General features: G+C 60.9%; 29 protein-coding genes, 1 tRNA gene and 1 pseudogene. 8 read left to right on the top strand and 23 right to left on the bottom strand.

Features of this window, described 5'->3' with window-relative positions:
* The coding region (locus ACEXP3_RS12130; protein ID WP_377297476.1) for a substrate binding domain-containing protein at nucleotides 1-537 on the top strand (537 nt) is incomplete at its 5' end.
* Here ACEXP3_RS12130 and ACEXP3_RS12125 read toward each other — a convergent pair.
* The 19 genes and pseudogenes from ACEXP3_RS12125 to ACEXP3_RS12030 form a co-directional block, all read right to left on the bottom strand.
* Complete coding sequence (locus tag ACEXP3_RS12125) at nucleotides 534-755, bottom strand: hypothetical protein (RefSeq protein ID WP_377297475.1); 222 nt, start codon at nucleotides 753-755, stop codon at nucleotides 534-536. The two genes, ACEXP3_RS12130 and ACEXP3_RS12125, sit on opposite strands and share 4 nt — an antisense overlap.
* 60 nt (nucleotides 756-815) lie before the next feature.
* Entirely contained in the window at nucleotides 816-1,244 is a 429-nt protein-coding gene (locus tag ACEXP3_RS12120; protein ID WP_377297474.1) for a DUF3168 domain-containing protein, read from the bottom strand.
* A complete protein-coding gene (locus ACEXP3_RS12115; RefSeq protein ID WP_377297473.1) occupies nucleotides 1,241-1,651 on the bottom strand; it encodes a hypothetical protein in 411 nt (136 codons plus the stop codon). The genes ACEXP3_RS12120 and ACEXP3_RS12115 overlap by 4 nt, the downstream gene beginning before the upstream one ends.
* Nucleotides 1,648-1,986, bottom strand: coding sequence for a phage head completion protein (locus ACEXP3_RS12110; RefSeq protein WP_377297472.1), 339 nt, complete (start codon nucleotides 1,984-1,986; stop codon nucleotides 1,648-1,650). Before ACEXP3_RS12110 ends, ACEXP3_RS12115 begins: the two co-directional genes overlap by 4 nt.
* A 187-nt stretch (nucleotides 1,987-2,173) precedes the next feature.
* Nucleotides 2,174-2,773, bottom strand: coding sequence for a head-tail connector protein (locus ACEXP3_RS12105; RefSeq protein ID WP_377297471.1), 600 nt, complete (start codon nucleotides 2,771-2,773; stop codon nucleotides 2,174-2,176).
* Entirely contained in the window at nucleotides 2,773-3,225 is a 453-nt protein-coding gene (locus tag ACEXP3_RS12100; protein ID WP_377297470.1) for a DUF7302 family protein, read from the bottom strand. The genes ACEXP3_RS12105 and ACEXP3_RS12100 overlap by 1 nt, the downstream gene beginning before the upstream one ends.
* Before the next feature lie 82 nt (nucleotides 3,226-3,307).
* Nucleotides 3,308-4,789, bottom strand: a complete 1,482-nt coding sequence (locus ACEXP3_RS12095) for a phage major capsid protein (protein ID WP_377297469.1) — start codon at nucleotides 4,787-4,789, stop codon at nucleotides 3,308-3,310.
* A 25-nt stretch (nucleotides 4,790-4,814) separates the two neighbouring features.
* The gene (locus ACEXP3_RS12090; RefSeq protein ID WP_377297493.1) at nucleotides 4,815-5,462 is read right to left on the bottom strand and encodes a head maturation protease, ClpP-related; all 648 of its coding nucleotides are present in this window, start codon (nucleotides 5,460-5,462) and stop codon (nucleotides 4,815-4,817) included.
* Between the two features lie 32 nt (nucleotides 5,463-5,494).
* Nucleotides 5,495-5,680, bottom strand: coding sequence for a hypothetical protein (locus ACEXP3_RS12085; protein ID WP_377297468.1), 186 nt, complete (start codon nucleotides 5,678-5,680; stop codon nucleotides 5,495-5,497).
* A complete protein-coding gene (locus ACEXP3_RS12080; protein ID WP_377297467.1) occupies nucleotides 5,677-7,035 on the bottom strand; it encodes a phage portal protein in 1,359 nt (452 codons plus the stop codon). Before ACEXP3_RS12080 ends, ACEXP3_RS12085 begins: the two co-directional genes overlap by 4 nt.
* Nucleotides 7,035-8,852, bottom strand: a pseudogene (locus ACEXP3_RS24720) (terminase large subunit). Before ACEXP3_RS24720 ends, ACEXP3_RS12080 begins: the two are co-directional and overlap by 1 nt.
* Complete coding sequence (locus ACEXP3_RS12065; protein WP_377297466.1) at nucleotides 8,836-9,303, bottom strand: P27 family phage terminase small subunit; 468 nt, start codon at nucleotides 9,301-9,303, stop codon at nucleotides 8,836-8,838. Before ACEXP3_RS12065 ends, ACEXP3_RS24720 begins: the two are co-directional and overlap by 17 nt.
* Before the next feature lie 117 nt (nucleotides 9,304-9,420).
* Complete coding sequence (locus ACEXP3_RS12060) at nucleotides 9,421-9,744, bottom strand: HNH endonuclease (protein WP_377297465.1); 324 nt, start codon at nucleotides 9,742-9,744, stop codon at nucleotides 9,421-9,423.
* A gap of 237 nt (nucleotides 9,745-9,981) precedes the next feature.
* The gene (nusG, locus tag ACEXP3_RS12055; protein ID WP_377297464.1) at nucleotides 9,982-10,650 is read right to left on the bottom strand and encodes a transcription termination/antitermination protein NusG; all 669 of its coding nucleotides are present in this window, start codon (nucleotides 10,648-10,650) and stop codon (nucleotides 9,982-9,984) included.
* Nucleotides 10,651-10,672: 22 nt separating this feature from the next.
* Complete coding sequence (locus ACEXP3_RS12050; protein ID WP_377297463.1) at nucleotides 10,673-11,956, bottom strand: helix-turn-helix domain-containing protein; 1,284 nt, start codon at nucleotides 11,954-11,956, stop codon at nucleotides 10,673-10,675.
* Complete coding sequence (locus ACEXP3_RS12045) at nucleotides 11,956-12,249, bottom strand: hypothetical protein (protein WP_377297461.1); 294 nt, start codon at nucleotides 12,247-12,249, stop codon at nucleotides 11,956-11,958. Before ACEXP3_RS12045 ends, ACEXP3_RS12050 begins: the two co-directional genes overlap by 1 nt.
* On the bottom strand, nucleotides 12,246-12,887 hold the full coding sequence (locus ACEXP3_RS12040; RefSeq protein WP_377297460.1) for a hypothetical protein: 642 nt from the start codon (nucleotides 12,885-12,887) through the stop codon (nucleotides 12,246-12,248). Before ACEXP3_RS12040 ends, ACEXP3_RS12045 begins: the two co-directional genes overlap by 4 nt.
* Nucleotides 12,884-13,450 (bottom strand): hypothetical protein, encoded by a 567-nt coding sequence (locus ACEXP3_RS12035; protein ID WP_377297459.1) that lies wholly within the window; start codon nucleotides 13,448-13,450, stop codon nucleotides 12,884-12,886. The genes ACEXP3_RS12040 and ACEXP3_RS12035 overlap by 4 nt, the downstream gene beginning before the upstream one ends.
* A complete protein-coding gene (locus tag ACEXP3_RS12030) occupies nucleotides 13,447-13,944 on the bottom strand; it encodes a hypothetical protein (protein WP_377297458.1) in 498 nt (165 codons plus the stop codon). The genes ACEXP3_RS12035 and ACEXP3_RS12030 overlap by 4 nt, the downstream gene beginning before the upstream one ends.
* A gap of 105 nt (nucleotides 13,945-14,049) precedes the next feature.
* Here ACEXP3_RS12030 and ACEXP3_RS12025 point away from each other — a divergent pair, with 105 nt between their 5' ends.
* The 5 genes from ACEXP3_RS12025 (at nucleotide 14,050) to ACEXP3_RS12005 (ending at nucleotide 17,293) form a co-directional block, all read left to right on the top strand.
* Complete coding sequence (locus tag ACEXP3_RS12025) at nucleotides 14,050-14,463, top strand: hypothetical protein (RefSeq protein ID WP_377297457.1); 414 nt, start codon at nucleotides 14,050-14,052, stop codon at nucleotides 14,461-14,463.
* A 29-nt stretch (nucleotides 14,464-14,492) separates the two neighbouring features.
* The gene (locus ACEXP3_RS12020; protein ID WP_377297456.1) at nucleotides 14,493-15,182 is read left to right on the top strand and encodes a S24 family peptidase; all 690 of its coding nucleotides are present in this window, start codon (nucleotides 14,493-14,495) and stop codon (nucleotides 15,180-15,182) included.
* A gap of 71 nt (nucleotides 15,183-15,253) precedes the next feature.
* A complete protein-coding gene (locus ACEXP3_RS12015; protein ID WP_377297455.1) occupies nucleotides 15,254-15,679 on the top strand; it encodes a DUF7674 family protein in 426 nt (141 codons plus the stop codon).
* A 556-nt stretch (nucleotides 15,680-16,235) separates the two neighbouring features.
* The gene (locus tag ACEXP3_RS12010; RefSeq protein ID WP_377297454.1) at nucleotides 16,236-16,643 is read left to right on the top strand and encodes a hypothetical protein; all 408 of its coding nucleotides are present in this window, start codon (nucleotides 16,236-16,238) and stop codon (nucleotides 16,641-16,643) included.
* Between the two features lie 14 nt (nucleotides 16,644-16,657).
* The gene (locus ACEXP3_RS12005) at nucleotides 16,658-17,293 is read left to right on the top strand and encodes a tyrosine-type recombinase/integrase (protein WP_377297453.1); all 636 of its coding nucleotides are present in this window, start codon (nucleotides 16,658-16,660) and stop codon (nucleotides 17,291-17,293) included.
* Nucleotides 17,294-17,344: 51 nt separating this feature from the next.
* Here the strand turns inward: ACEXP3_RS12005 and ACEXP3_RS12000 are convergent.
* Nucleotides 17,345-17,429 (bottom strand) — tRNA-Leu (locus tag ACEXP3_RS12000).
* A 193-nt stretch (nucleotides 17,430-17,622) separates the two neighbouring features.
* Between ACEXP3_RS12000 and ACEXP3_RS11995 the strand changes: the two genes are divergently transcribed.
* The gene (locus ACEXP3_RS11995; RefSeq protein ID WP_377297452.1) at nucleotides 17,623-18,138 is read left to right on the top strand and encodes a disulfide bond formation protein B; all 516 of its coding nucleotides are present in this window, start codon (nucleotides 17,623-17,625) and stop codon (nucleotides 18,136-18,138) included.
* Between the two features lie 77 nt (nucleotides 18,139-18,215).
* Here ACEXP3_RS11995 and ACEXP3_RS11990 read toward each other — a convergent pair whose 3' ends face one another.
* Complete coding sequence (locus ACEXP3_RS11990; protein WP_210105743.1) at nucleotides 18,216-18,773, bottom strand: HNH endonuclease; 558 nt, start codon at nucleotides 18,771-18,773, stop codon at nucleotides 18,216-18,218.
* A gap of 100 nt (nucleotides 18,774-18,873) precedes the next feature.
* Nucleotides 18,874-19,515 carry a DNA-3-methyladenine glycosylase family protein gene (locus tag ACEXP3_RS11985; protein WP_377297451.1) on the bottom strand — a complete coding sequence of 214 codons (642 nt, stop codon included), beginning with the start codon at nucleotides 19,513-19,515 and terminating at the stop codon, nucleotides 18,874-18,876.
* 33 nt (nucleotides 19,516-19,548) lie between these two features.
* On the opposite strand from ACEXP3_RS11985, the gene gluQRS reads away from it, so the two are divergent.
* A complete protein-coding gene (gluQRS, locus tag ACEXP3_RS11980) occupies nucleotides 19,549-20,430 on the top strand; it encodes a tRNA glutamyl-Q(34) synthetase GluQRS (RefSeq protein ID WP_377297450.1) in 882 nt (293 codons plus the stop codon).
* On the opposite strand, the gene ACEXP3_RS11975 is transcribed toward gluQRS, so the two are convergent.
* Nucleotides 20,395-21,333, bottom strand: coding sequence for a YihY/virulence factor BrkB family protein (locus tag ACEXP3_RS11975; RefSeq protein ID WP_377297491.1), 939 nt, complete (start codon nucleotides 21,331-21,333; stop codon nucleotides 20,395-20,397). The genes gluQRS and ACEXP3_RS11975 overlap by 36 nt on opposite strands.
* Between the last annotated feature and the right edge of the window lie 34 nt (nucleotides 21,334-21,367).

Genomic DNA, 21,367 nt, shown 5'->3' with positions numbered 1-21,367 from the left:
GAACTCACCCTTGATATCGATGACCGAAGGGTGGATCCCGCCGCTGACGGTTACGACGCCATCATCCGCCATGGCCCCCTCTCCGAGTCGCGGCTGATCGCCTGGAAACTGGCCCCGAGCCGCCGGATGCTGACGGCCTCGCGCGACTATCTCGCGCGCTGCGGTACGCCCCGCACGCTGCAGGATCTGGAACAGCACAAGGGTATTTTCTACACAAACCGCGGGATTGCCGACTGGCGATTTCAGACCAGCACCGGCAATGTCATTGTCCGGGCAAAGCTCGGCCTTGCGATCAACAATGGCGATATGATGCGCGATGCGGCCATTGCGGGCCTCGGCCTGGCGCTCCTGCCGGCCTTCATCGCCGGCCCCGCGATCCGTGACGGTCTGCTGCAGGAAGTGGAGGTCGATCACAAGCCGGAACCGGAATTCATCTTCATGGCCCACCCGCAAGGGCGCCAGCCGCCTGCAAAGCTGCGCGCCATCGCCGATCATTTGAAGAGGGTATTTGGCAGTCCGCCGTATTGGGATCCTTAGATCCGTTTGAATAGCCCCGAGTTTCGTAGACACCCTCGGGTTAGATTTTCTGCTGCTTCTCGAACTCGACGGGTGACATCATTCCGTTTCTGACGTGCATCGGTGGTGGTCGCCTCGACGGTAAAATCCTGCGAGGTGTTGATGGTGCAGGCATGCGAGAAGGCCTGCGGATTGGCGCCGTCGCCAAACTGCACCAATAGCTTTTTAGTCGTCGCCATGACGATGGTCTCCATATTGAGGGATTGTGTGATGAGGGTTTTGGCCAGTCAGTCCGCCAGTCAGTCCTGCGGCTGGGTCTCAACCGACAGTTCAAGGCGCGCGCGGCGGGTGACGCCATCGGGATCGCGGCTGAAGGTGATGTTTTCGACGCGCATGCGGTCGAGGACGTGGCCTGCAATCGCCAGGTCCTGTTCGTGCAGGCCGATGCGCAAGGCGCCGGCAATGCGTTTGACTTCGGGATAGCCGATCGCCCGCGACCAGACATTGAGGTTGATGAAGGTGGTCGAGCGGTCAAAACACTCCTCATCGATCGGCACGAGCTGGCCGTCGGCGATCGATATGTAGGGAAAGTCCGCGCCGGTATCGGCAATGCGCTCAGCGGCCGCCGGCACATCGTCATAGACACGGCCTTCAACACGTTCGCGCGTCAGCTCCGCCACGCGCGCCACCAGCGCCACCTGGATGGCAAGGCTTTGATCGTCGCTCATCCCTTGGCCGCCGTCTTCAGCGCCCGGCGCACGGCAGCCCGAACCCGCGCCCTGGCCCTTTTCTTGCGCACCCGGATTGCCGGCAGGAAGAATGGGTTTGCCGGCATCCCCTCGCGCCCGAACTCCTGGGCAAGGGCGTAATCATATTCCGGGGCATAGTCGCTGTCGCGCACCGGCTTGGTGGTGGCATCGCCCCCGGCACGGATGACCACGCCGATTTCCGGGTCGGGCAGAGGCTCGGAGCGGATCGTGCCGGCAAGCGTCAGATCATCCTTTGGCACAAGCGACCGCTGCAGCATGTTGATCTCACGGCCCTGCAACATCAGCTCGGCCTTGGCGCGTTTGCGCACCTCGGCCGGTATCCGCTCCAGGCGCCGGCGCAGTTTTTCCAATCCGATGAACTTCATGAGGCAACTCCGCTGATGACGGTGAGAAAGACGCAAAGCGGATTGGTGACGGTATCCACCTCGCGGATGGCGTAGACCGTGCCGCGCCTGACATCGCGCAGCTGCCAATCCGTGCCGATGGTTTTGGACAAAAGATCCTTGCGCAGCCGCACTTTGAGGATCGCCCGCCCCTGCAGGCGCTCGGCCACGACCGCTTCGCTGCCACCGGCATAGACAAAGGCTGCCCGGCGCTGGAACTGCTCGACAAAGTCCGACCGGTAATTGCCAGCGCCATCACTGATACGCGCCCGCTTGTCGAGCGCGACACGCTCTTTCAGACTGCCGGCGTCAATCATCGCCGCCTGCCTTTGACGCCGATCGCGGCGTCCTCACGGTGACGGCCGCCTTTGCGGCAATCGCCTGGTCGGCACAGTCGCGTTTGACCGTTTAGGTTTGGCCACCCCCTGTAGGCGATGGTCACGCCGAACACCGGCGGCCGGTAATCAAAATCTCTGAGGAACCGGACACGGGCCATGGTCGCTCCTATCGATAGATGCGGTAGGGCTGCAAAAGCGCATCGACCGCAAAGGGGAGAGTGACAGCGCTCTGGCCGATCACCACGGCCTCGCGGTTCCGGTACCAGTGCGCAACGAGAAGAAGGATGGCAAAGCGGATGGGTTCGGGCACATTAGCCACCCAGACAGCAGGCGTGCCGACTGTTTTGGCGCAGCCGACGCGGTAGCGGATGATCACCCGCTGATTGCGGCCCGACACGAACGGCCAGGCGCCGGACAGGGGATAGACCCCACCCGCGTCGATCTCATATTCGGAAGATGGAAGTGTGTCGAAGCGATCGGCACTGGCGCGAACCCGGATCGAGACCAGCTCCAGCACCGGACTGAATGGCAGGTGGATGTAACCATCAGCGTCGGAATAGAAGTCTTCCATGGCATAGTCGAGGGTCTGGATACCAAGCGCCCGCCCGAGCCAGCCGGTCGGCCCATCGATCCAGGTTGTGGCGGCCAGAATAAGCCCTTCGACATAGGCCTCGTCTTCCTCTGGCAATTCAGCGAGGTGCCGGCGAGCATCGTCCAGCGTGACGATCGGCACGGGCGGCTCAACCACCCAGATATCGGCCGCCATTACTTTTTGCCCTTGGTGCCGGCCGGTTCTTTCTCGGGGTCGGGCTTGAGGCCATCGGGGTCGGACTTGGACAGAGCCGCGACCAGGCCGGAGAGATCCGCCACCTTCTTTTCAGCATCGACCAGGGAGGCCGTCTTGGCGCCAAGCTGCTTTTCCAGATCGGCAATGCGAGCGGTCTTGTCCGCCAGCTCCGATCGCAGGGTTTCCAGCTCGGCTGCACGGGCATCCTCGGCCGCCGCCCTCTCCTGTTCGGCCGCTTTCTGTGATGCCTCCGCCGCCTGGCGCTTTGCCTCGCGTTCGGCTTCTGCCTTGGCTTCCGCCTTGGCGTCATAGGCAACAAAGCTGCCCTTCTGCACGAGCGCCTTGCCCATGCGATCATCGACCGTGATCACCTCGCCCCGGCGCACATTGCCATATTCGCCATACGAGCTGCGCTTTGCTTTGATTTCCATGTCGGTTCTCCATCGCGTCATCGAGCGGCTTGTGGGGCGGGCAGAACACTGCTGCCCGCCGTCATCCGCCGATCGCGGTTGATCAGGCGGCAAGGGCCGTGGTGAAGTCGCCGGCAACCAGAGCCTTCGGCCGCTTGACGGCGAGCGCCAGGCGCTTTTCAGCGCGCACGGTCAGCATGTTTTTCACAAAGTTGTCGCGGTCTTCCGATGAGATCGCGACTTCGGTATCCATGCGGTCCCAGACCTTGGCGGCCATCTTGAAGGCGCCCGCCAGAAACTCGTCCTGCGCCATCGCCTGCGTAGAAATCACCGGACGACCCCAGAGCTGGGGACCGAGCATCTGAATGATGGTGGCAAACAGATAGCGGTTCTCGCCATCCTTGGTGAGCTCGATGTCGGCCCAGTCGATCGGGTTGAGCACAATGCCATCGGCGGGATATTCCGCGAGCGACGCCTGCAGCAGCGCCAGGCGCAGCACATCGATCTTGGTCTTTGCCGCAACCGTAATGCCGGCGGGCTCGGCATAGTCGGTTGCTTGGGGCACCAGACCATGCAGGTTCTGGCCGAGACCGTCGCCCTTCAGGATCTGCGCCTCTTCCACAAAGTCCAGCCCATAGCGCAGCTCGCCATCGATCTCGCTCTGCAGCTGGGGAATGTCATCCATGGCCTGGCGCGACACCGGCACCCAATGGGCAATGGTGCGCACCGGCGCATCGGCCGGCTCATAGGTGTAATTCGATTCCGGCTTCAAGGCCCCTTCGGCAACTGCGGCTGCCGCATTGACCCGCGCCACCATGCGGGCATATTCGATGCTGTTCGAGGTCGTGGTGCCGACTTGCAGGAGCTGGCGGATAAAGAACTGCCGGCGCGGCATGCCGACAATTTCCGTGTCCCGCTGCGGGGTAATCAAAGCGCCGGCCGAACCGGCCGAAGTGGTGATAGCATTCTGCACCGAGACGTTCACCGTACCCTTGGCGCCGGCTGCCACAAAGGCCTTCACATTGGCATGGTCGCCGACCATCTGGCCAAGCGATTTCGGCTCATCCTGTGTGCCGCCACGGCGCGATGCAAGGCGCTGTTCGAGATCGGTGTTGCGGGTCGAAAGCTGTTCGACCTTTTCCGTCAGCCTGTTCTGGGTGTCAGTAAGCTTGGCCTGGTCAGACAAAAGCTTGTCGGCCTTCTGCTTGATCTCGTCGGAAACGGAGCCTGCGGATTTCGCCTGGCGAAGGGCTTCTTCGGCCGTCTGTTTGACGCCGTCGGAGACTTCCTTCAGCGACGCCTTCACGTCTGCCAGCAGCTTTTCGACATTGGCCTCGTTGCGAACCGAGCCGATGATGCCAGATGGAAGCGAGGTCATCAGGAGGGACGCCGGGAAGGAAGGCATGCGGGCCTTTCGCATGTGGGCAGGATGAGCACCGGCCATCATGACCATCGCCATCACGGGTGGATGGATCGTGGCGAGATGCGCGACCAGGTCGGAAGCCAGGTCGGATGCGGGCATGGCAAAGAAGGCGGTGGCGATCACGGCAAGCGCGATCGCTCCGCAAAGAGCGAAGAGTTTCATGGGGAGTTCCTTTGGGTCCGGTCTGTTAGACGGACGTTTTGAAGGTGTTGAGCGTGGATTTGAGGAGGTCGTTGACCTCCGACAGGACGGCAGCGTCGTGCATGCCGGTTGAGGCAGCGCCAGGCATGCCCCCTTTTAAAGCCGCAATCAGATCGCGCCGCTCGGAGCGCGGCACGTTGAGTTGCGCCAGAAGATCATCGACGCGGTGGGCAGCGACCCGCGTCTTGGCAGCAGCCGAGTTTTGCGCAGAGGCTGCGATTTCATCGGAAGATAAAAGCGCATCGGCCAAACCTTTTTCGACCGCTTCCGCCCCGCCGATCCATGTTTCCCGATCGAGCATTTTTGCGACCTCTTTGGCATCCATGCCCGACCGTGCCACATAGATATCGACGGCGGCCGCATCGAAGGGTTCGAGGAAGTCGGCGACTTCGCGCAGCTGATGACGGTCGCCTTCTGCCACGACCCAGGCATTGTGGATCATCAGAAAGCCGGCACGGGCAATCTGCACCTCGTCGGCCGCCATTGCGATGACGGAAGCCGCCGAGGCCGCAACGCCCAGGATCTTCACCGTCACCTTGGCCTTGTGTTCGCGAAGCGTGTTGTAGATCGCCAGCCCCTCAAAATAATTGCCGCCCGGCGAGTTGATGTTGACGACGACATCGCGGTCGCCAATCGAGCGAAGGGCGCCGGCAATGCGCTTGGCCGTTACCCCCTCGCCCCAGCATCATTGCCGATCACATCGAGAACCGAGATGGTGTTCTCGACGGTCTGAGTGTCGCCTGAAGCCTGACGGATATCCGGGTTCCAGTTCTCAAACGCCCGTGCCGTCACTTTCGAATGCAGACCAGGGCGAATGCCGATGGCTGCACTTGGGAGAATACGAAGGGTCATGCGGCCACCTTGTCCGTTTCGCTTTGCAGCCAGGCGCGCATCGCCGCGCGGGCTGTATTGCCATCACTTGTGGTTCCAACACCTGGCGAGCCATCCCTCGCCGATGCATCATTTGTGGTTCCAAGCGCAGACAGCGGCGCAAGGTTGGTCTGGGCGGTCAGTTCATCGCCGCCCTCGACACGCGGAAGGTTGAGCTTTGCCCGGCCTTCATTGCGCGTCATCAGGCCGTTTTGCGTCATCACAGACAGGAACGAGGCCTTGGCGGCACTGTCCATCTGCAACAGTGCTTCCCGGTTGAACTCGGCATAACGACGCCGATTGCCGCTCGGGCGTATCAGCTGCTTTTTGATGCGCGCCTCAATACGGTCGCAGAGCGGATCGATGCCAAGGGTCAGCCAGGCGAGCAGGATCTGCTCGACGCCGGAGCCCCACATCGTCTGCCCTTGCGCGGCGTGCCCGATGATGATGGGCGGCATACCGAACCACCGGCACATTTCTTCCACCGAGAAGCGGTGGTTTTCCAGCATCTGCGCATCAACGGGCGAGAGCGAGAGACGGTCATATTTGAGACCGGCTTCGAGGATCATCAGCTTGCCGGCATTGGAGGAGCCGACGAACCGGCTCATGATGCTTTCGAGATCTGCGCGCTGTTTCGGATCAAGGATCTTTTCCGAAGACAGGATGCCGCTGGCCTGCAAGCCCTTGCCGAACAGCCGGCCCGCCGCCTCGTCAATGGCGATCGCGGAACCAAAGGTCTGCGACCCGAACTGGATGGGAGACAGGCCCACATCCCCGCCAAAGCCAAAGCCTTTCAGATGAAAGACTTTTTCGCGTGGCAGGATTTCTGATCTGCCGCGATCGATGATGTTGAACTTGAGGGCGCCTTCGGCATCGCGGAACGGATGGCAATGGGTGCTGGGCATTGGCTGCAGCGCACTCAGGCGCGTGCCGATCTCGACCTTTTCCGCATAGGCATTGCCCGTCGTCATCAGCCAGGCGACCATGGTTTCCCAGAATTCGAGCGGGGTCTGGTCTTCGTTCGGGCTTTCGCACAAGACATCGACCAGGGCATCGTCGGCCTCGACCTTCACCCGGCTATTGTCGCCCCTCTTCTCGAAGATCGACAGCGGCAGGCAGGATACCGCCTGCGCTGTCAGCCGCACGCAGGCCCAGACGGTGGCAAGCTGCATCGCTGTATTCAGCGTCACCGTTTTTCCGGCATGATTGCTCGTGCCAAAGGCTGCCGCCCATCCGGCGCCGTCCTTCAGGCTCAAGCGCCTTTCCTTGGCAACCAGCTCCTCGCGCGTGACGTTGGATGGCGCGGAGGCAAGACCTCGTTTTTTCTTGTTCGCCATCAAAGACCTACCATGACAGGGTTGGAGAGGAAGTCGTCGAGGTTCTCTTCCGGGCGCTGACGACAGAGCGCGATCCCGACCGACATCGCCGTGGACACCATGCCGTCGATGCGCCCAAAGGCATTTTCCTTGTCGAACATGCGGTGGCCGGTTCGGTTTTCCGCATAGACGACGCTTGCCGCGCAGAGATCGAGCATCGGATTGGGATCAATCTCCATCCGCTGTTCGTAAAGCGCGTTCTCGAACATGTTGATGCTGTGCGGCATCCAGAGGTAAAGCTCCTGCTCGCCCTCGGGTGCGTCCTTATCCCGGTCGATGATCCGCTTCTGGAAGCCCTGCGGGTGGATGGTGATCGGCAGGGACACGCCATCGCCCGACAGATGCTCCTGCAGCTGCTCAAGCCCGTACTGGTCACCGCCGATTTCGAGTGGGGCATAGACGGCGCAAAGCCTGGCAAGCGCCTCTGCAAGCCAAGAGTATTTGAGCCGCTGACCGGGAACCGCCTCGATATGGTCCTGGTCGCACCAGAGTTCGTAAGGTGCCTGGTCGGTATTGGCGCCATCCTTCAGCGTATCGGCCGGCGTCCAGAACCATGTCTTTGACGCCAGCCGCTCGGCATCCTTGGTGGCATCCAGCACCCAGGTCAGCGTGAACGCGGTAAAGTCGCGCGTGCGCGACAGATCAAGGCCGCCGTAACAGGGATAGCCACCGGCAATCAGCGCCGGCAGATCGAGATCCTTGCGGCAGGCGACCCAGGCTTCCCGCTTGATCGCGGCATTGACCGACTGCGTCCATTCGCAAAAGTGCAGCCGCGCAATGCCGTTGCGCTTGCCCGACATCTGGCGTGCCTGCTTGACCACCCCTTCGAGATAGTCCGTCGTGACGGTGACATCGAGGAGCGGGTTTGCCTTTACCCAGCAGGACGGATCGTTCTCCCAATCGTCACCTTCATCGAGCGAACAGACGAACGACAGCGTCGTGTCGTCCTCGATGATGCCGGCTGCCACCTTCACCGCATGTTCATGCTCTTCCCAGCACACGGATTTGCGGTCGGAGCCGGAATTGGTCGCCATGACCAGGAGCGGCTGGCGGCGGAATTTAAAACCGCGCTCCAGCATTTCCATGACGTCGCGATTGGGATGCTCATGCACCTCATCGCAAAGCGCACAGGAGGGACGCGGACCCGACTGCGCAGCATCCGACGAGATCGGTTTAAAAAACCGCTTGTCGCCCTTGGTGCTGATATAGGTCAGCTGCCAGACCGGATCGATGCCGGATGGCTTGATGCGCTTGGCAAGCTCCGGTGACTAGTCGCGCATGGCAACAGCATCTCGGAACAAAACCTGCGCCTGGTCCTTTTTGGCGGCCGCTGCATAAACTTCGGCGCGCGGCTCGCCGTCGGCCACCATCATCGCAATGCCGATACCGGCCAGCAGCGGCGACTTGCCGTTGCCCTTGCCCTCTTCGTCATAAAAGCGCCGGAACCGGCGAAGGCCAGTTGCTTTCCATTTCCAGCCAAACAGCGAGCCGACGCGAAACGCCTGGCTTGGATGCAGCTTGAACGGCCGGCCCTCGAACTGGCCGCCATTCAGGCGAAGCTTGTCATGGAACCACTTGATCCGCTTCTTGGCCTCATCGAGATCCCAGACGAGGCCGCGATCCGGCCCGTCACGAAGATCGAGAAGATGGCGCCGACAGGTGTTTCGCACATGCGGTCCGGCCACGACGACACCGCGCACGACATCGGCGGCCCAGGCCGTGACCGGATCCTCGTCATACCCGATATCGGGGATTTCGACGTCAATCGAACCCTTCATTGTCTGTGAAGCTGAAGCCAAGTTGCCCGCCTGCCTGCAATCCGCGTTCAGCCGATGGCGTCATGCCAAAATCGCTGGCAAGCGCCCGGATCTGCCGCCATGTCTCATTAAGCTGCCCGACCTCGGGGCGGCTCTTCTGCTGCTTGCCGTTGCGGGTCATGGTCTCATAGGTTTCGCCATTGTCGGCGATATCGACGCGAAGTCGCTCATGGCGCTCGACCGTCCAGCACAGCTGTTCGAACATGAAGACGTTCGTGTCGTTCAGCCGGTTCTTGCGCGGATCGCACAGCGACGGCGACAGCCGGTCCCAGATGACCGACACCGTAAACGGCAGGCCTTCCGGCTTCAGCTCGCGTGCCCGCTGAAGCGCTCGCGCCTCAAAATTGACGCCGCGCCCCTCGTCTTCGGTGAGAGGCACGACGTTTTCGGTCAAAGGCTTTCGGCCCTTCATGGATTGATACCTCTAGAAAGCAGTGGCTTTTTGCCTCCAATTCCCGCTCCCTGCGAAGAAAGGGTGGGAGCCGGTGTGCGGCAAAGAGGGCGTTTGACTTTTGAACCGCCCTCCCCCTCATCGGTTCGCCGGGTGACGCGGATCGATCGGCCAGCCATCAGCACCAGCGGCTGTCGAGAAGCCGCGATGTTCTTCCGCCTGCTTCGTCGCATCGTGATGGGTGGCGCACAGCGACTGGAATGGCCCGCCCCAGAACTTTTGCGGGTTGCCGTTATGGCGCTCGACGTGGTCGCAGACGGTCGCAACCGTGATCCTGCCCTGCAGCCGGCACATCCGACACAGCGGCTCGATGGTCAGTTGGTGTTTGCGGGTCTTTCGCCAGCGCGCCAGACCGTACCAGCCTCGCCAGGCCCTTGCTTCGTCTGATCGTTGATCGCGCATAACCCTAAAACGAAAAAAGCGACCCCGAAGGATCGCCTTGTCAATTTCGCCGGTTTGATCTGAACAGATGGGATCTGGACATAGCTTGCGCACCGGCCCTGAAGCGGTCTCTCGAAGCTGAGAGCGTCAGGGTGGGGGCTGACCGGTGTACCGACCTCGGGAGGATTACTCCCCGCATGCTACTGCGTGTTCAGAGGCTCACTTCAGGATCATCAGCGTGTCCGTTCATGCTTATAGTCACACAGATTCGAGGATTGCAAGAGGCACGACCATCGCAACTGTGCGACCCATCATAGAGAATTCCACAACCGCATCCCCGATCGTGCCCGACGGCGCCGTCACCACAGTGCCCTCGATCCCGCCAAACGGCCCCTCGGCAATCGTCACCTTCTGCCCCTTTCGAACGGCAATGCCGGGGCGATCGTAATCATAGCCGCCGTCTGCCGCCTTTTGCCTGTAGCGCTTGATGAACTCGGCATTGATCGCAGCCGGCGCTTCCCAGCCACCGAGCACGCCGATGACATGCTCGATCGTGTTCAGTCCCGCCATTGCCGTGGCCGAGGGCACGCAACGCGCGAGCGTGTAGCCGATCAGCACCGGAATATCGGCGGGCGGAATGACACGGCCGCGACGACGGTATTCCGGCCCCTTGCGCGTCGGCACCATCGCCTCGATATCGAGCGCTTCAAGCGCTGCCTCAACAGCCTTCTCCCGGCCCGTCATCACCCGAAGGCAGATCCAGCGGGCATGTTCTGGATAGACGGCGGCAATGCGCCTTCCTGCCATCCCAAGCCAGCGCTTGTGGCCGGCCTCACGATCGGCAATGCGTTGAAGCTTGACGAGGCCACGTTGTGAGATCCCGATCTTCGCATCGTTGCGCAAGGGGGTGCCGTTGGCGGTGTTCACGTCGTTCCCCAGGGGATTGGCCTTAAACTGGATCATCGGAAAGGCCCTCGCGAATGGCTGACAGGAAACTGGCAAGTGCTGCCTCGACAGCGGCAGTGAGATCCTCGGCCTCGGCATCGACGGCGGGGAAGTAGACCCATTCCGGCGCGTATTCGATGAACGGCCAGCCGCGGGCCTCATGCAGCGCCTTCCAGGTCGCAAACACCGCACTGTCGCGGTGGATCGGGTGGAAGCCTGCCACATGCGGCAGAAGTGCAAGCGAGGTGGTAAACGGCTCGCGACGGCGGGCAAGATCGCGCATGGCGTTGACCAGCGGCCAGCCATTGTCGCGCCGCTTGTCGTGCATCAGCTGCTCACGCGAGATCATCCCCTTGGCAATCCGCGTCTCGTCAAAAGCCGTGATGTGGATCGGGCCTGTCGGATCTTTCGACAGCGTCTCAAGCCGCGTTCCCATCCAGAGCTTCCCGCAGGGCTTTGCCACGCCATGGGTCTTTTCCGGGGCGCCGAGCAGGTGTTCAGGCAGATCACGCCAATGGCGGTTTTTCAGATAAACCGCTGCTGCCATCAGCTCCGATGGCTTTGCCCACCGCAGATAGGCCGGCGTGTGTTCGATGCATTCGCCGCGCTCTTCTGGTGACAAGGCGAACCAGGCATTGCGGGCAAAATCCACATCGCCCTTGCGCCACGTCGCAAACCACAGCGTGAACGCATGCTCGCTTCTCTTGCGATCAGCCCGTCGCAAAGCTCCCTCCTCCGCGCCGGCATTTTGGCCGGCAGTTGGAGAGTTATTTGGAATGTTAGTTGGAAGTATCTTATCTTGGTGGAGCTCCTCCACCACCTTCAGGTCGTCATTTCCACCACCTTCGCGAACCATTTCCACCACCTTTCCAGCACAAGGCGGTGGAGCTCCTCCACCACCTTCAAGGGTCCGGCAGGTGTTCGAACGTGGTGGAACTCCTCCACCACCTTCATGGCCGTCACAAGGTGCAGGCTCGCCGGTCAGGTCACGACCAGGCCAGCGCGCGACATACTCGTTGCGCTTCCATTTCTGCCCGCGAAAGCCATGCTGGCCGACTTCGATCCAGCCGGCGCCTTCGGCGATCTCCAGGTGCTTCAGCACGGTTTTCTTGTCGAGGCCGGTGAGCTCCACAAGCTCGGAGATCGGCGGGTAGCAGGAGCCACCCGTCGCATCCATCTTGAGGCCAAGTGTGTGCAGCACCAGCCGTGTGATCGGCGGCAGGCCAGACTTGCCCACCGCATGCCGCCATGACCAGGCACGCGAGGTTGCGCCGTGATCCGGTTCCATCACCACACGCCTCCCATCTCGGCCTTGCCGCGCAGGTACGAACGCGCCGTCTCGACGCCGGAGAGGATCACCGCCGGCAGTTCGCCATCGGCCATGCGTGTGGCGTTGATTGCGGCAAACTCCACGTCGAGCGCATCGACGCCGCGCACAAACTGCGCTGCCGCCAAGATCCGGCGAATGGTGCAGTAGTCCCGAAACAGCAGGCCCTTTGGCAGCCGCAGCAGCCAGTCGGCCCGCTCAGCGTCAGACTGGCAATCCATCAGGACTTCCAAAATCGGCGTGATATCATTCATCGGCCGATCTCCCGCTCCACCTTGCGGGCAAGCGCCCGATAGGCGTCCATCTGCTTGCTGAGATCCGCGTGCGCCTGCCTCTGTGCAAGTGTCGCCTGCTCGGCTGCCGCACAGCTGTCGGCATAGGAGCGAAACGTCTGTTCCAACTGTTCCGTCTCGCCGATAAACTGGTCGTACAGCGGGTTGGAGCCGGCAGGCCCAAAAAACTGCTCGCGCACCTGCACCACCCAATCACGCGGCACGCCGAGATCCTTGGCAACCGCTGCATCCGTCCACGGCGCCTTGTATGCCTCGCGGCCATAGACCTCATCGAGCTTGTCGTTGATGATGCGGCGATCCTCGCGGCCCAGCTCGCGCGGCTTGTCGGCCATCGGCGCGGTGTTCGTCATGGTCTTTGGTCCCTTGCGTTTGGCAGGCGTCGAATGCTTGCGGCAAAAATCCGTCTCAGGATCGCCACCGACCACCCAGCCCTTGTTCTCAAAATGCTGAACCGCCTCGATGGGCAGCTGATGATTGACCCCGGCTGCAACCGGGAAATAGGCAAGGCCACCGCAGTGAGCGCAGCAGATGCGCATCGCCTTGGTGGCCTGATTGGTGCCGAACGGGATGGAAACTTCCGGAAAGACGCGGGTAATCATCGGCACCCCCGCTGCACCCAGGTCTCAAAATCAGCCCGCAGCTGGATGAATGCGCCTTGCGCCTGTCCTTGGGTGTTGAGCTGGCTTTTGCTGGTGATGCCCAAGAGCGCCTTCAGCACCGTGTCGGCGTGTTCGTTGGTGTGGATCACCCGGCTTGCGTCCTTGCGCTCCAGGAAGCGGTGGAATTCTTGCCGTGTCAGCAGCATCGCGGCATTGGCGGCAAAGTCGCCGGCCCTGAGTTTCTGAGGTTCGGGCCTGATCTCGCGCTGCAGTTCGTTGAAGGCGATGACGGCGCGCTGGCGAAGCGCCAGGAACAGGACGACATTCTCCAGAGCGCCGCTGATCAGTTCGATCTCGTCGGCAAGCGCCCCGTCGTGGATCGTGCAGAGCCTGGCATCCTCGCCGGTCGAGCGCCTGGTCGTGATATGGACCTCGCGCGCCTCGGCCGTGATCGACCACTGGTCACGGCCGCAACGCCCGGCAATGTCGCTCAAGCGCGCCAGCCGTGCCCGCTCCTGGTCTCGCGCCGTCTGCGCCGGTTGTGATGGAGCGACCCGGATCATCGGCCGGCTCCGACCACGCTCAAGCCGAGCTTTTGGCCACCGCGTGCCTTCACCCCGGCAAGCGCCCGGCGCAGTTCGCCAAGCCCTGCCTCAAGTTCTGCCGCATCGCGATCCATCTTCGTCGCCTCGGCCGGCGTCACCACCATGTCGGAGATCGCAACCGCCCCGCCCGAGATCAGGTCGCCGGCCTTGCGCACCATGTCGGAATAGGCCGCCACCACGCATTGCTCGACAACCCGCTCGCTCTGCGGGTCGGACAGCCGCCTTCCGTTCAGTTCCGCCATCGCCGACGTCACCACCGGCACGCCGCACTCGCTTTCCAGCGCATAGACCGCATGAAGCGGCATCAGCTCCGGGTCGGTTGCGTTGTTCATCCGGCCGATATGGCTCTTCGAAATCGACGACACCTGTGCTGCCCGCTCAATCCCGCCAACCAGCCGGATCAGATCCCGTTGTGCCGCCTTGATGCGGTGAAACCATGCGTTTGAAATCATGAGACAAAACCTTTCCCGCGCCGGGAATGACCCAGCGCTTTTCCCGTGGTGGGAAGTGACCAAAATTGTGAGATTGAAGCGGTTACGACGCCGAAGGAGGACCGCATGGACAATGAAAAATACCCGCGCCGGGAAAGACCAGGTCAATCGAACCGGCGCGGGTCGCAGCAGGCCGGGAGGTGTGGCCGCGCGAAGGGAATGATGGGGGAGCGGTCATTCGGGGAGCTCTGGCAGAGCAAAAGACTCTGCTGGGATGAGATCGATATTCCGCTCGCGTGCATAGGCCAGGAGAACCGACGCCTCGCGCTGGGGGATCACCCCGCCGGTGCCTCCCCTGTCTTTGGGATACATCCAGCGATAGACACGCGAGACATGCTTCCCAGTGACTGCAGACACTTTCTCGATGCTGATTTTGGCTATGATGGATTTGGCTGGGTCCAGGTGCTTCGCGCTCATATCGCGATATTTGCGATTATCGCGATATTAGGTCAAGCCATTTTTGCGAATTACGCGATATGAATATTTGCGCTTTTCGCGAATATGTCCTCATGAGCGATCCGCAGCACGAAATCCGCACCTGGTTGAAAAAAAATCTCGACTCGATGGGCCACGGCTCTAAGTCGAGGCTCGCGGCGTTTCTGAACGTCAAGCCGGATGCTGTCACTCGGATGCTAAACAGCAGCGGACACGAGAAGGAAGTCAGAGCGATCAAAGCTCATGAACTAAATGCGATGGCGCGGTTTTTTGGTAAGGAGCCACCAGGAGGCGATCCGAGCGCCATCCGCTTCGTACCGATCAGGGGCTTGGCGGGCGCAGGCCCCGAAGGCTCTGTGCTATACTCTTTAGGCGATGGGAACTTCGGCGAGATCGAAGCCCCACGCGATGCGAAGGACACAACGGAAGCGTTGGAAGTCCGTGGGAATTCTATGTACGGCGTTGCAAATGATGGCTATCTGATCTTCTACGAATGCAAAGAAGAGCCGTCTGAAAGTCATATGGGCCACATGTGTGTCTGCTTTTTGCAAGACGAACGGGTTCTTGTGAAGTTGCCGTCGCCGGGATCTGCGCCAGGATTGTTTCATCTGGAAAGCGTCAATGCGCCAATGATGAGGGACGTCCCAGTGCGCCATTTCGCGATCGTGACCGACATCAAGACGCGTTATGCCGCTCAAAAATTTGCTCGGCGAAACCCACACACGCCTATCGAGGACGTGACGACTTCGGGAAAGCGGATCTAGGGCGTAAACTCATCAATCCCCTTATCCGATCAAGCCTTGCAACGAGGGCGTCTTAAGAGCAAAAAAGCATTATGTTCAAGAACAACGCCACCGCGCTTTCGTTCGAGTTCGATCGCTCGAATATGTTTGAGCCGCTTTTGCAGGCTGACCCGTCATTTTGTGAAAAGTGGGAGACATTCCAGGAGGAATATCGATCTGACGACGAGTTACCACTTTATTTGGCACTGTCAGAGCTTGCTCGACATCTAATTTTGAATCTGGAAACTGGTAACACACATCGATTTGACGCGGTCTTTGATGTTGTCGAACGCTGGCACATCAAGGGCGACCCATATGTTAAAGAGGCGGCGACAGTAGGTCTACTCGAAGATCTGCAGAATGGACAATTGCATCGCAAAACTCGCTCTGGTGATTTTCTTCCATGGCTGCAGCCAGAAACTCTGAGATGGTGGACTAAAGTCCATCAGTTCTGGGCTACGGGAAAGCCCATAACTTGAGCCATTTTTCAGAAGTTAGGTCCTCAAAACTTTCTGGCAGCGGTCAAGCTTGCCGCAACACGCATCTGATTCCGTTCTACATGAGTCTGCCCCTAGCAAACTGCTTCGGGAGCGCGCGCGATCCAGATCAAGCACATTCGAGCGTGGCAACAAACACCTCAGATCTTCCGTTTGTGGACCCCTAAGCAATCCACAAATCGCGAGCTTTACGCTTCACTCCTTCATCGAGATTTGCGATTACCGCAAATTTAGATTGACTGAATTCGCGATTATCGCGATATTTATCTTCGAATTGTGAATTGGCGTGCCGTCGATCGAGGCAGCACGCGACCGATACACAGCTCGCGATGTCCGCATCCCGATCGAAGAGATACCGCAACATGACTGCAGTCGCATGGATTAAAAGCGCGGACCTGAAAAGAATGGCCGCCATCGCAACAGAACAGAATGTCACGGTAGAGGTGACCGAAGCCGGCCGCACAATCCGAGTGGCGCCAGCCACATCTGCTATGCCGTCACAAAATCAACTTGCTCCGCGAGGCGGAGTACGACTTTGATGGAAACCATGCCACGCAAGCTGCCGCTCAATGTGATCAAGGAAAGAAACCGCCACGGAACGGTGGTGTTCTATTATCGCGTCGGCAAGGGCCCACGCACCAGGCTTCGCGGCGTGCCAGGTTCCGAGGAGTTTAAGGCAGCGTATCGAGATGCCATAGCCGCCGAAAAACCGGCTCGCACGAGACAGAGAGGCGACACCAGAACCTTGAAGTGGCTCTTTGGCCAGTACATGGAAAGCCGCAAATGGGCCGAGCTATCCATCTCGACGCGGCGAGCGCGCGGCAATCTGTTTTTACAGATGTTGAAGAACGCAGGCGACGCGTTCTATGCCGACATTTCAAAGAAGGACGTCGAGGCTGCACTAGAAGCCCGCTCGTCAACTCCTGGCAAGCCAATGCCCTTCTGAAGGCTTTGCGTGGCGTGTTCGAGTGGGCCATCAAATCTGATCTTACGGAATTCGATCCAACGCACGGCGTGGAACGGCTCACCTACAAGACGGACGGCTTCGAACCGTGGACGTCCGAAGATGTGCATCTGTTCTGCAGGACGTGGCAAATCGGCACAGCGCAGCGCCTGGCGATGGAGCTGCTGCTTTGCTCAGGCCTGCGGCGTTCAGACATCGTTCGCGCTGGTCGTCAGCATATGACGGGGAATGTGTTTTCTATGCGCACCCGCAAAACCGGCGCCGACGTCACTGTGGAATTTCCCGACCGCCTTATGAAGGTCATCGAGGAAACGAAGACAGGCGAACCTTGCCTTTGTCGTCGGAGAGAACGGCCGGCCCTTCACAGTAGAGTCTTTTGGAAACTGGTTTCGCAAGCACTGCACCGCTGCGGGCGTCAGCAAGAGTGCGCATGGACTGCGGAAACTATCCGCCACGCTTGCTGCAAACGCAGGCGCTTCGTCTCACGAATTAATGGCGCAGTATGGATGGGCGACGTCTCGACAAGCCGAGGTCTACACGAAAAAGGCAGACCGAAAGAGGCTCGGAATTCGCGCTTCAAAATTGGTTGCAGAACAGATCGAGATCGAGCTTTCCCCGCACCTAAATTCTAGTGCGGGACAAAACGGAAATTCCACAACGAAAACAAAGTCGAATTCGTAAAGTGGTGCCCCGTGCCGGAATCGAACCAGCACTCCTCTCGGAACCTGATTTTGAGTCAGGCGCGTCTACCAATTCCGCCAACGGGGCATCGAAAGTGGTGGCAGGGGATCTAGCACAGCGATGCGCGCCTGCGCAAGCGCTGCCTGTGCGGGTAAACGCCAGAATGCAGGTCACGCAAATGTGGCCCGCGGAGCAGCGGCGGCACGGGGAACGGCATTTACAGAGGAAGCGACCGGCTCTAGAGCATGGCCATCGATCGTGTCGCGCCCAGGAGAAACCCATGCTTGCCGCCCAGCAACACCGCCAGCCACTGATGACCTATTCGCTGGTTCTGGCGCTTGGCATGACGGGGACCGTGGGAACGGCGCTCGGCTTCCAGCATATCGGCGGCTATATTCCCTGCGCGCTCTGCCTCTTGCAGCGCGAGCCGTATTACTGGGCGATCCCGGTGGCGCTCGGAGCGCTTGCGACGGCTGCCTTCCGGCTGCCGCCGGCGGTCACCCGCGGCCTTCTCGGCCTCATCGGCATCATGATGCTGATCGGGGCTGGCATGGGCGTCTATCATTCGGGCGTCGAATGGGGCTTCTGGGCCGGTCCCGCCACCTGCTCCACCAGCGCCAACGGTCTAACGACCAATGCCGGCAATCTTCTCTCGGATCTCAATACCGTTCACGGCCCCTCCTGCACGGAAGCAGCCCTTCGCGTGCTGGGTCTCTCCTTTGCCGGCTGGAACGTCATTGCAAGCGTGATTCTCGCCGCCATCGCCTTCAAGGGCGCTTTTACGCGCCGCGCCTGAGCTTTTCCACGTTCGAGGCGCTCAGGGCTCAGGGCTCAGGGCTCAGGGCTCAGGGCTCAGGGCTCAGGGCTCAGGGCTCAGGGCTGAAGTTCGGTATCCCAGTAGAGATAGTCCATCCAGCTTTCGTGCAGATAGTTCGGCGGAAACAGCCGGCCGTTGTTGTGCAGGTCCTGCACCGTGGGCTGGTAAGGCTTTTGCGCCGGGTGCATGCCGGCCTGCTTCGGCAATTTGCTGCCCTTGCGCAGATTGCAGGGCGAGCAGGCGGCCACGACATTCTCCCAGGTGGTTTCGCCGCCATGGGCGCGCGGGATCACATGGTCGAAGGTCAGATCCTCGTGCGAGCCGCAATACTGGCATTCGAAACGGTCGCGCAGGAAGACATTGAAACGTGTGAAGGCGGGGTTGCGCGTCGGCTGGATGTAGGTCTTCAGGCTGACGACGCTCGGCAGGCGCATGGAGAAGGTGGGCGAGGAGACCGAGTGATCGTATTCCGCGATGATGTTCACACGGTCAAGGAAGACCGCCTTGATCGCGTCCTGCCAGGACCAGAGCGACAAGGGGTAATAACTCAGCGGCCGGTAGTCAGCGTTCAACACGAGCGCCGGCAGGGCCTGCGGGGAGACTGCAATCGTCAACGGACGCTCCTCACCGATTCGGCTTATGTCCTTTCTATATTAGGTCTGTTGTTACAGGAATGTGAAGCCCCCTTGATGCCGCAGGCGCAGGCCCTGTGAATCAACCAAGCGGCAGCGCATCGCGGCGAAGCACGCTGGCATAATAGGCCCAGAACAGGCGGGCGGCCACGGCACGCCAGGGGCGCCAGGAGAGCGCTCTCTCGGCCACCTCATCTGCCGTCGGGCGCTGCGACCACTGGAAGGCGTGACCGACGGCTGCACGCAGCGCGACATCGCCGGCGGGAAAGATATCGCGGCTGCCGAGGCACAGCATCCGGTAGACCTCTGCCGTCCACGGGCCGATGCCGGGAAGCGCCACGAGCCTTGCCTGAATATCTTCGTCTTCGAGAGCGGCCAGCCCATCAAGATCAAGGTGCCCCTCGACCACGGCGCGGGCCAGCGTTTCGAGTGTTCTGGCCTTGGCACGCGACAGGCCGAAGCCGGCCACGACGTCTGGCGCATGCGCCAAATAGTTGGCCGCATCGACCGGCCCTTGCGCTGACATACGCCGCCAGATGGCAGAGGCACTCGCCTTGGACACCATCTGCGACACGATGATATGGGCAAGGCCGGAAAAACCCGGCTCGGCAAGACGCAGCGGCACCGGCCCTGCGGCATCCACCACGCGCACAAGGCGAGGGTCGAGCAGACAGAGAGCGGTCAGCCCCTCCGCAATATCTGCATCGCTCGTAATCTTCGCCATCGTCATTTTCTCCGAGTCGTCGTAGAAAAGAGCATGCACAGTCCGTCCCGTCAAAAAGCCGTTTTCCGTTTTGCCCCGAGCCCGAACGGTTTCCTGCATCTGGGCCATGCGCTTTCCGCGCTGACCAACCAGAAGATGGCGCAGGAGCAGGGCGGCCGCCTGTTGCTGCGCATCGAGGATATCGACCAGACGCGCTGCCGGGCCGAATTCGAGGACGAAATCTTTCGCGATCTCGCCTGGCTCGGCCTCGAGTTCGAAAGCCCGGTGCGCCGCCAGTCGCAGCATGTGGCGGATTATCAGGAAGCCCTCTCCCGCCTTGAGGCGCTCGGGCTGATTTATCCTGCCTTTCTGACGCGCGGCGAAGTGAAGGCAAGGCTTGCCGCGGGTGAAGCAAGCGGAAAACCCTGGCCGCGCGATCCCGATGGCGCTCCCCTCTATCCTCCGGACGACCGGTTGCGCCCCGCATCGCAGCGGGCGCATCTCCTGAAGAACGGCCTCCGGCACACGCTGCGCCTCGATATGCAAAAGGCGCTGTCGCTGGTGAAAGAGCCACTCACCTTTCAGGAAACAGGTGATGGGGAAAAGGGCGAGATAACAGCGGATCCTTCCGTCTGGGGCGATGTGGTCCTCTCCCGCTCGGATGCGCCGTCCAGCTATCATCTCTCCGTGGTGGTGGACGATGCGCTGCAAGGCGTGACCCACGTGGTACGCGGGCTTGATCTTTTTCATGCAACCAGCGTGCATCGCCTGCTGCAACAACTGCTCGATCTTCCGGTGCCCGTCTATCACCACCACCGGCTGGTGCTGGGGGCGGATGGGCGCAAGCTCTCCAAGAGCCAAGGATCGACAGGGATTGCGGCGCTGCGGGCTGCCGACCACTCACCGGCGGATATTCGCCACCTGCTCGGGTTCTGACGGGCCGGCATCCTGCCGCTTGCGGCGCCGGCGGGTGACGAAGCGCGATTTGGAAAGCGCCGACAGCACGCGGTATTTCATCAGGGCGGCGTTCACCTCCGCGCCGAGCATGAAAATCACGCCGACCATGTAGAGAAACACCAGCACGATCATCACCGAGGCAAGGCCCGCATAGGTCGCGGCATAATTGGCGAAGGTTGCAAGATAGGACGCAAAGATCAGCGCAAAGACGCTCCAGCAGAGGATCGTCAGCACGATGCCCGGCAAGATGTCGATAAGCCGGCGCGAGCCCGCCGGCAGCCATTTGTGGCAGACGATCAGGCCGAGCACGAGCACGACGACCGTGCCGATCACCCCGAAGCTTGAGATATTGTCCAGTTCGTCGCGGAGCCACGGCATGTGCGAGCCGGCAAAGCGCACCGCGATCGGCAGCGCCACGAGCACGATGCTGATGGCGGCAAAGATCACCACTGCGACGATCACATAGCCAAGGCTTGCAAGGCGGGTCACATACCAGGGCCGGTTTTCCGGAACACGGTAGGCCCGGTTGAGCGAGATGCGCAGCGCCTCGACGCCGTTGGAGGCAAAATAGGCGGCCGCCAGAACCGAAATGGTCAGCAGCCCGCCGCGCGGGATTTCCAGCACCCGACGGATTTCGGCGGCCAGCGGCTCGGCAATCGCCGTCGGCCATGTGTCGAAGAGCAGATGCACCGCCGTTTCGGAAAAGCTGCTCGCGCCAAGAAAGCCGGCAAGTGCCGTGCCAAAAATCAGAAAGGGAAACAGCGCCAAAAGCCCCGACAGCGCCACATGGCTTGCCAGCGCCCACCCGTCGTCATCGTTGAAATGACCATAGGCGTCGAAGAAAACCTTGTAGACGAACTGGTACCAGCGGGTTTTCGGCAGGTCTTCGGCCAATGCGATCTCCGTTGTCACGTCC

This window comes from Neorhizobium fuzhouense (genome assembly GCF_042611105.1).
In the GTDB taxonomy this organism is placed as follows: Bacteria; Pseudomonadota; Alphaproteobacteria; order Rhizobiales; family Rhizobiaceae; genus Neorhizobium; species Neorhizobium galegae_A.
The sequence above is the reverse complement of the archived record's forward strand: the minus strand, read 5'-3'. Positions and strand labels throughout refer to the sequence as shown.

Bases quoted from the DNA above. Each gene is read 5' to 3' on its own strand.
- ACEXP3_RS12085 (WP_377297468.1), bottom strand. From the start codon at position 5,680: ATGACCCTTCGTATTCTCCCAAGTGCAGCCATCGGCATTCGCCCTGGT.
- ACEXP3_RS12110 (WP_377297472.1), bottom strand. From the start codon at position 1,986: ATGATTGACGCCGGCAGTCTGAAAGAGCGTGTCGCGCTCGACAAGCGG.
- ACEXP3_RS12010 (WP_377297454.1), top strand. From the start codon at position 16,236: ATGGAAACCATGCCACGCAAGCTGCCGCTCAATGTGATCAAGGAAAGA.
- ACEXP3_RS12105 (WP_377297471.1), bottom strand. From the start codon at position 2,773: ATGGCGGCCGATATCTGGGTGGTTGAGCCGCCCGTGCCGATCGTCACG.
- ACEXP3_RS12025 (WP_377297457.1), top strand. From the start codon at position 14,050: ATGGACAATGAAAAATACCCGCGCCGGGAAAGACCAGGTCAATCGAAC.
- ACEXP3_RS12120 (WP_377297474.1), bottom strand. From the start codon at position 1,244: ATGAGCGACGATCAAAGCCTTGCCATCCAGGTGGCGCTGGTGGCGCGC.
- ACEXP3_RS12050 (WP_377297463.1), bottom strand. From the start codon at position 11,956: ATGGAACCGGATCACGGCGCAACCTCGCGTGCCTGGTCATGGCGGCAT.
- ACEXP3_RS12020 (WP_377297456.1), top strand. From the start codon at position 14,493: ATGAGCGATCCGCAGCACGAAATCCGCACCTGGTTGAAAAAAAATCTC.
- ACEXP3_RS12040 (WP_377297460.1), bottom strand. From the start codon at position 12,887: ATGATTACCCGCGTCTTTCCGGAAGTTTCCATCCCGTTCGGCACCAAT.
- ACEXP3_RS12125 (WP_377297475.1), bottom strand. From the start codon at position 755: ATGGCGACGACTAAAAAGCTATTGGTGCAGTTTGGCGACGGCGCCAAT.
- ACEXP3_RS11985 (WP_377297451.1), bottom strand. From the start codon at position 19,515: ATGGCGAAGATTACGAGCGATGCAGATATTGCGGAGGGGCTGACCGCT.
- gluQRS (WP_377297450.1), top strand. From the start codon at position 19,549: ATGCACAGTCCGTCCCGTCAAAAAGCCGTTTTCCGTTTTGCCCCGAGC.
- ACEXP3_RS12015 (WP_377297455.1), top strand. From the start codon at position 15,254: ATGTTCAAGAACAACGCCACCGCGCTTTCGTTCGAGTTCGATCGCTCG.
- ACEXP3_RS12065 (WP_377297466.1), bottom strand. From the start codon at position 9,303: ATGAAGGGCCGAAAGCCTTTGACCGAAAACGTCGTGCCTCTCACCGAA.
- ACEXP3_RS11995 (WP_377297452.1), top strand. From the start codon at position 17,623: ATGCTTGCCGCCCAGCAACACCGCCAGCCACTGATGACCTATTCGCTG.
- ACEXP3_RS12100 (WP_377297470.1), bottom strand. From the start codon at position 3,225: ATGGAAATCAAAGCAAAGCGCAGCTCGTATGGCGAATATGGCAATGTG.
- ACEXP3_RS12030 (WP_377297458.1), bottom strand. From the start codon at position 13,944: ATGATTTCAAACGCATGGTTTCACCGCATCAAGGCGGCACAACGGGAT.
- ACEXP3_RS12045 (WP_377297461.1), bottom strand. From the start codon at position 12,249: ATGAATGATATCACGCCGATTTTGGAAGTCCTGATGGATTGCCAGTCT.
- ACEXP3_RS12115 (WP_377297473.1), bottom strand. From the start codon at position 1,651: ATGAAGTTCATCGGATTGGAAAAACTGCGCCGGCGCCTGGAGCGGATA.
- ACEXP3_RS12080 (WP_377297467.1), bottom strand. From the start codon at position 7,035: ATGGCGAACAAGAAAAAACGAGGTCTTGCCTCCGCGCCATCCAACGTC.
- ACEXP3_RS12060 (WP_377297465.1), bottom strand. From the start codon at position 9,744: ATGCGCGATCAACGATCAGACGAAGCAAGGGCCTGGCGAGGCTGGTAC.
- ACEXP3_RS12035 (WP_377297459.1), bottom strand. From the start codon at position 13,450: ATGATCCGGGTCGCTCCATCACAACCGGCGCAGACGGCGCGAGACCAG.
- ACEXP3_RS12095 (WP_377297469.1), bottom strand. From the start codon at position 4,789: ATGAAACTCTTCGCTCTTTGCGGAGCGATCGCGCTTGCCGTGATCGCC.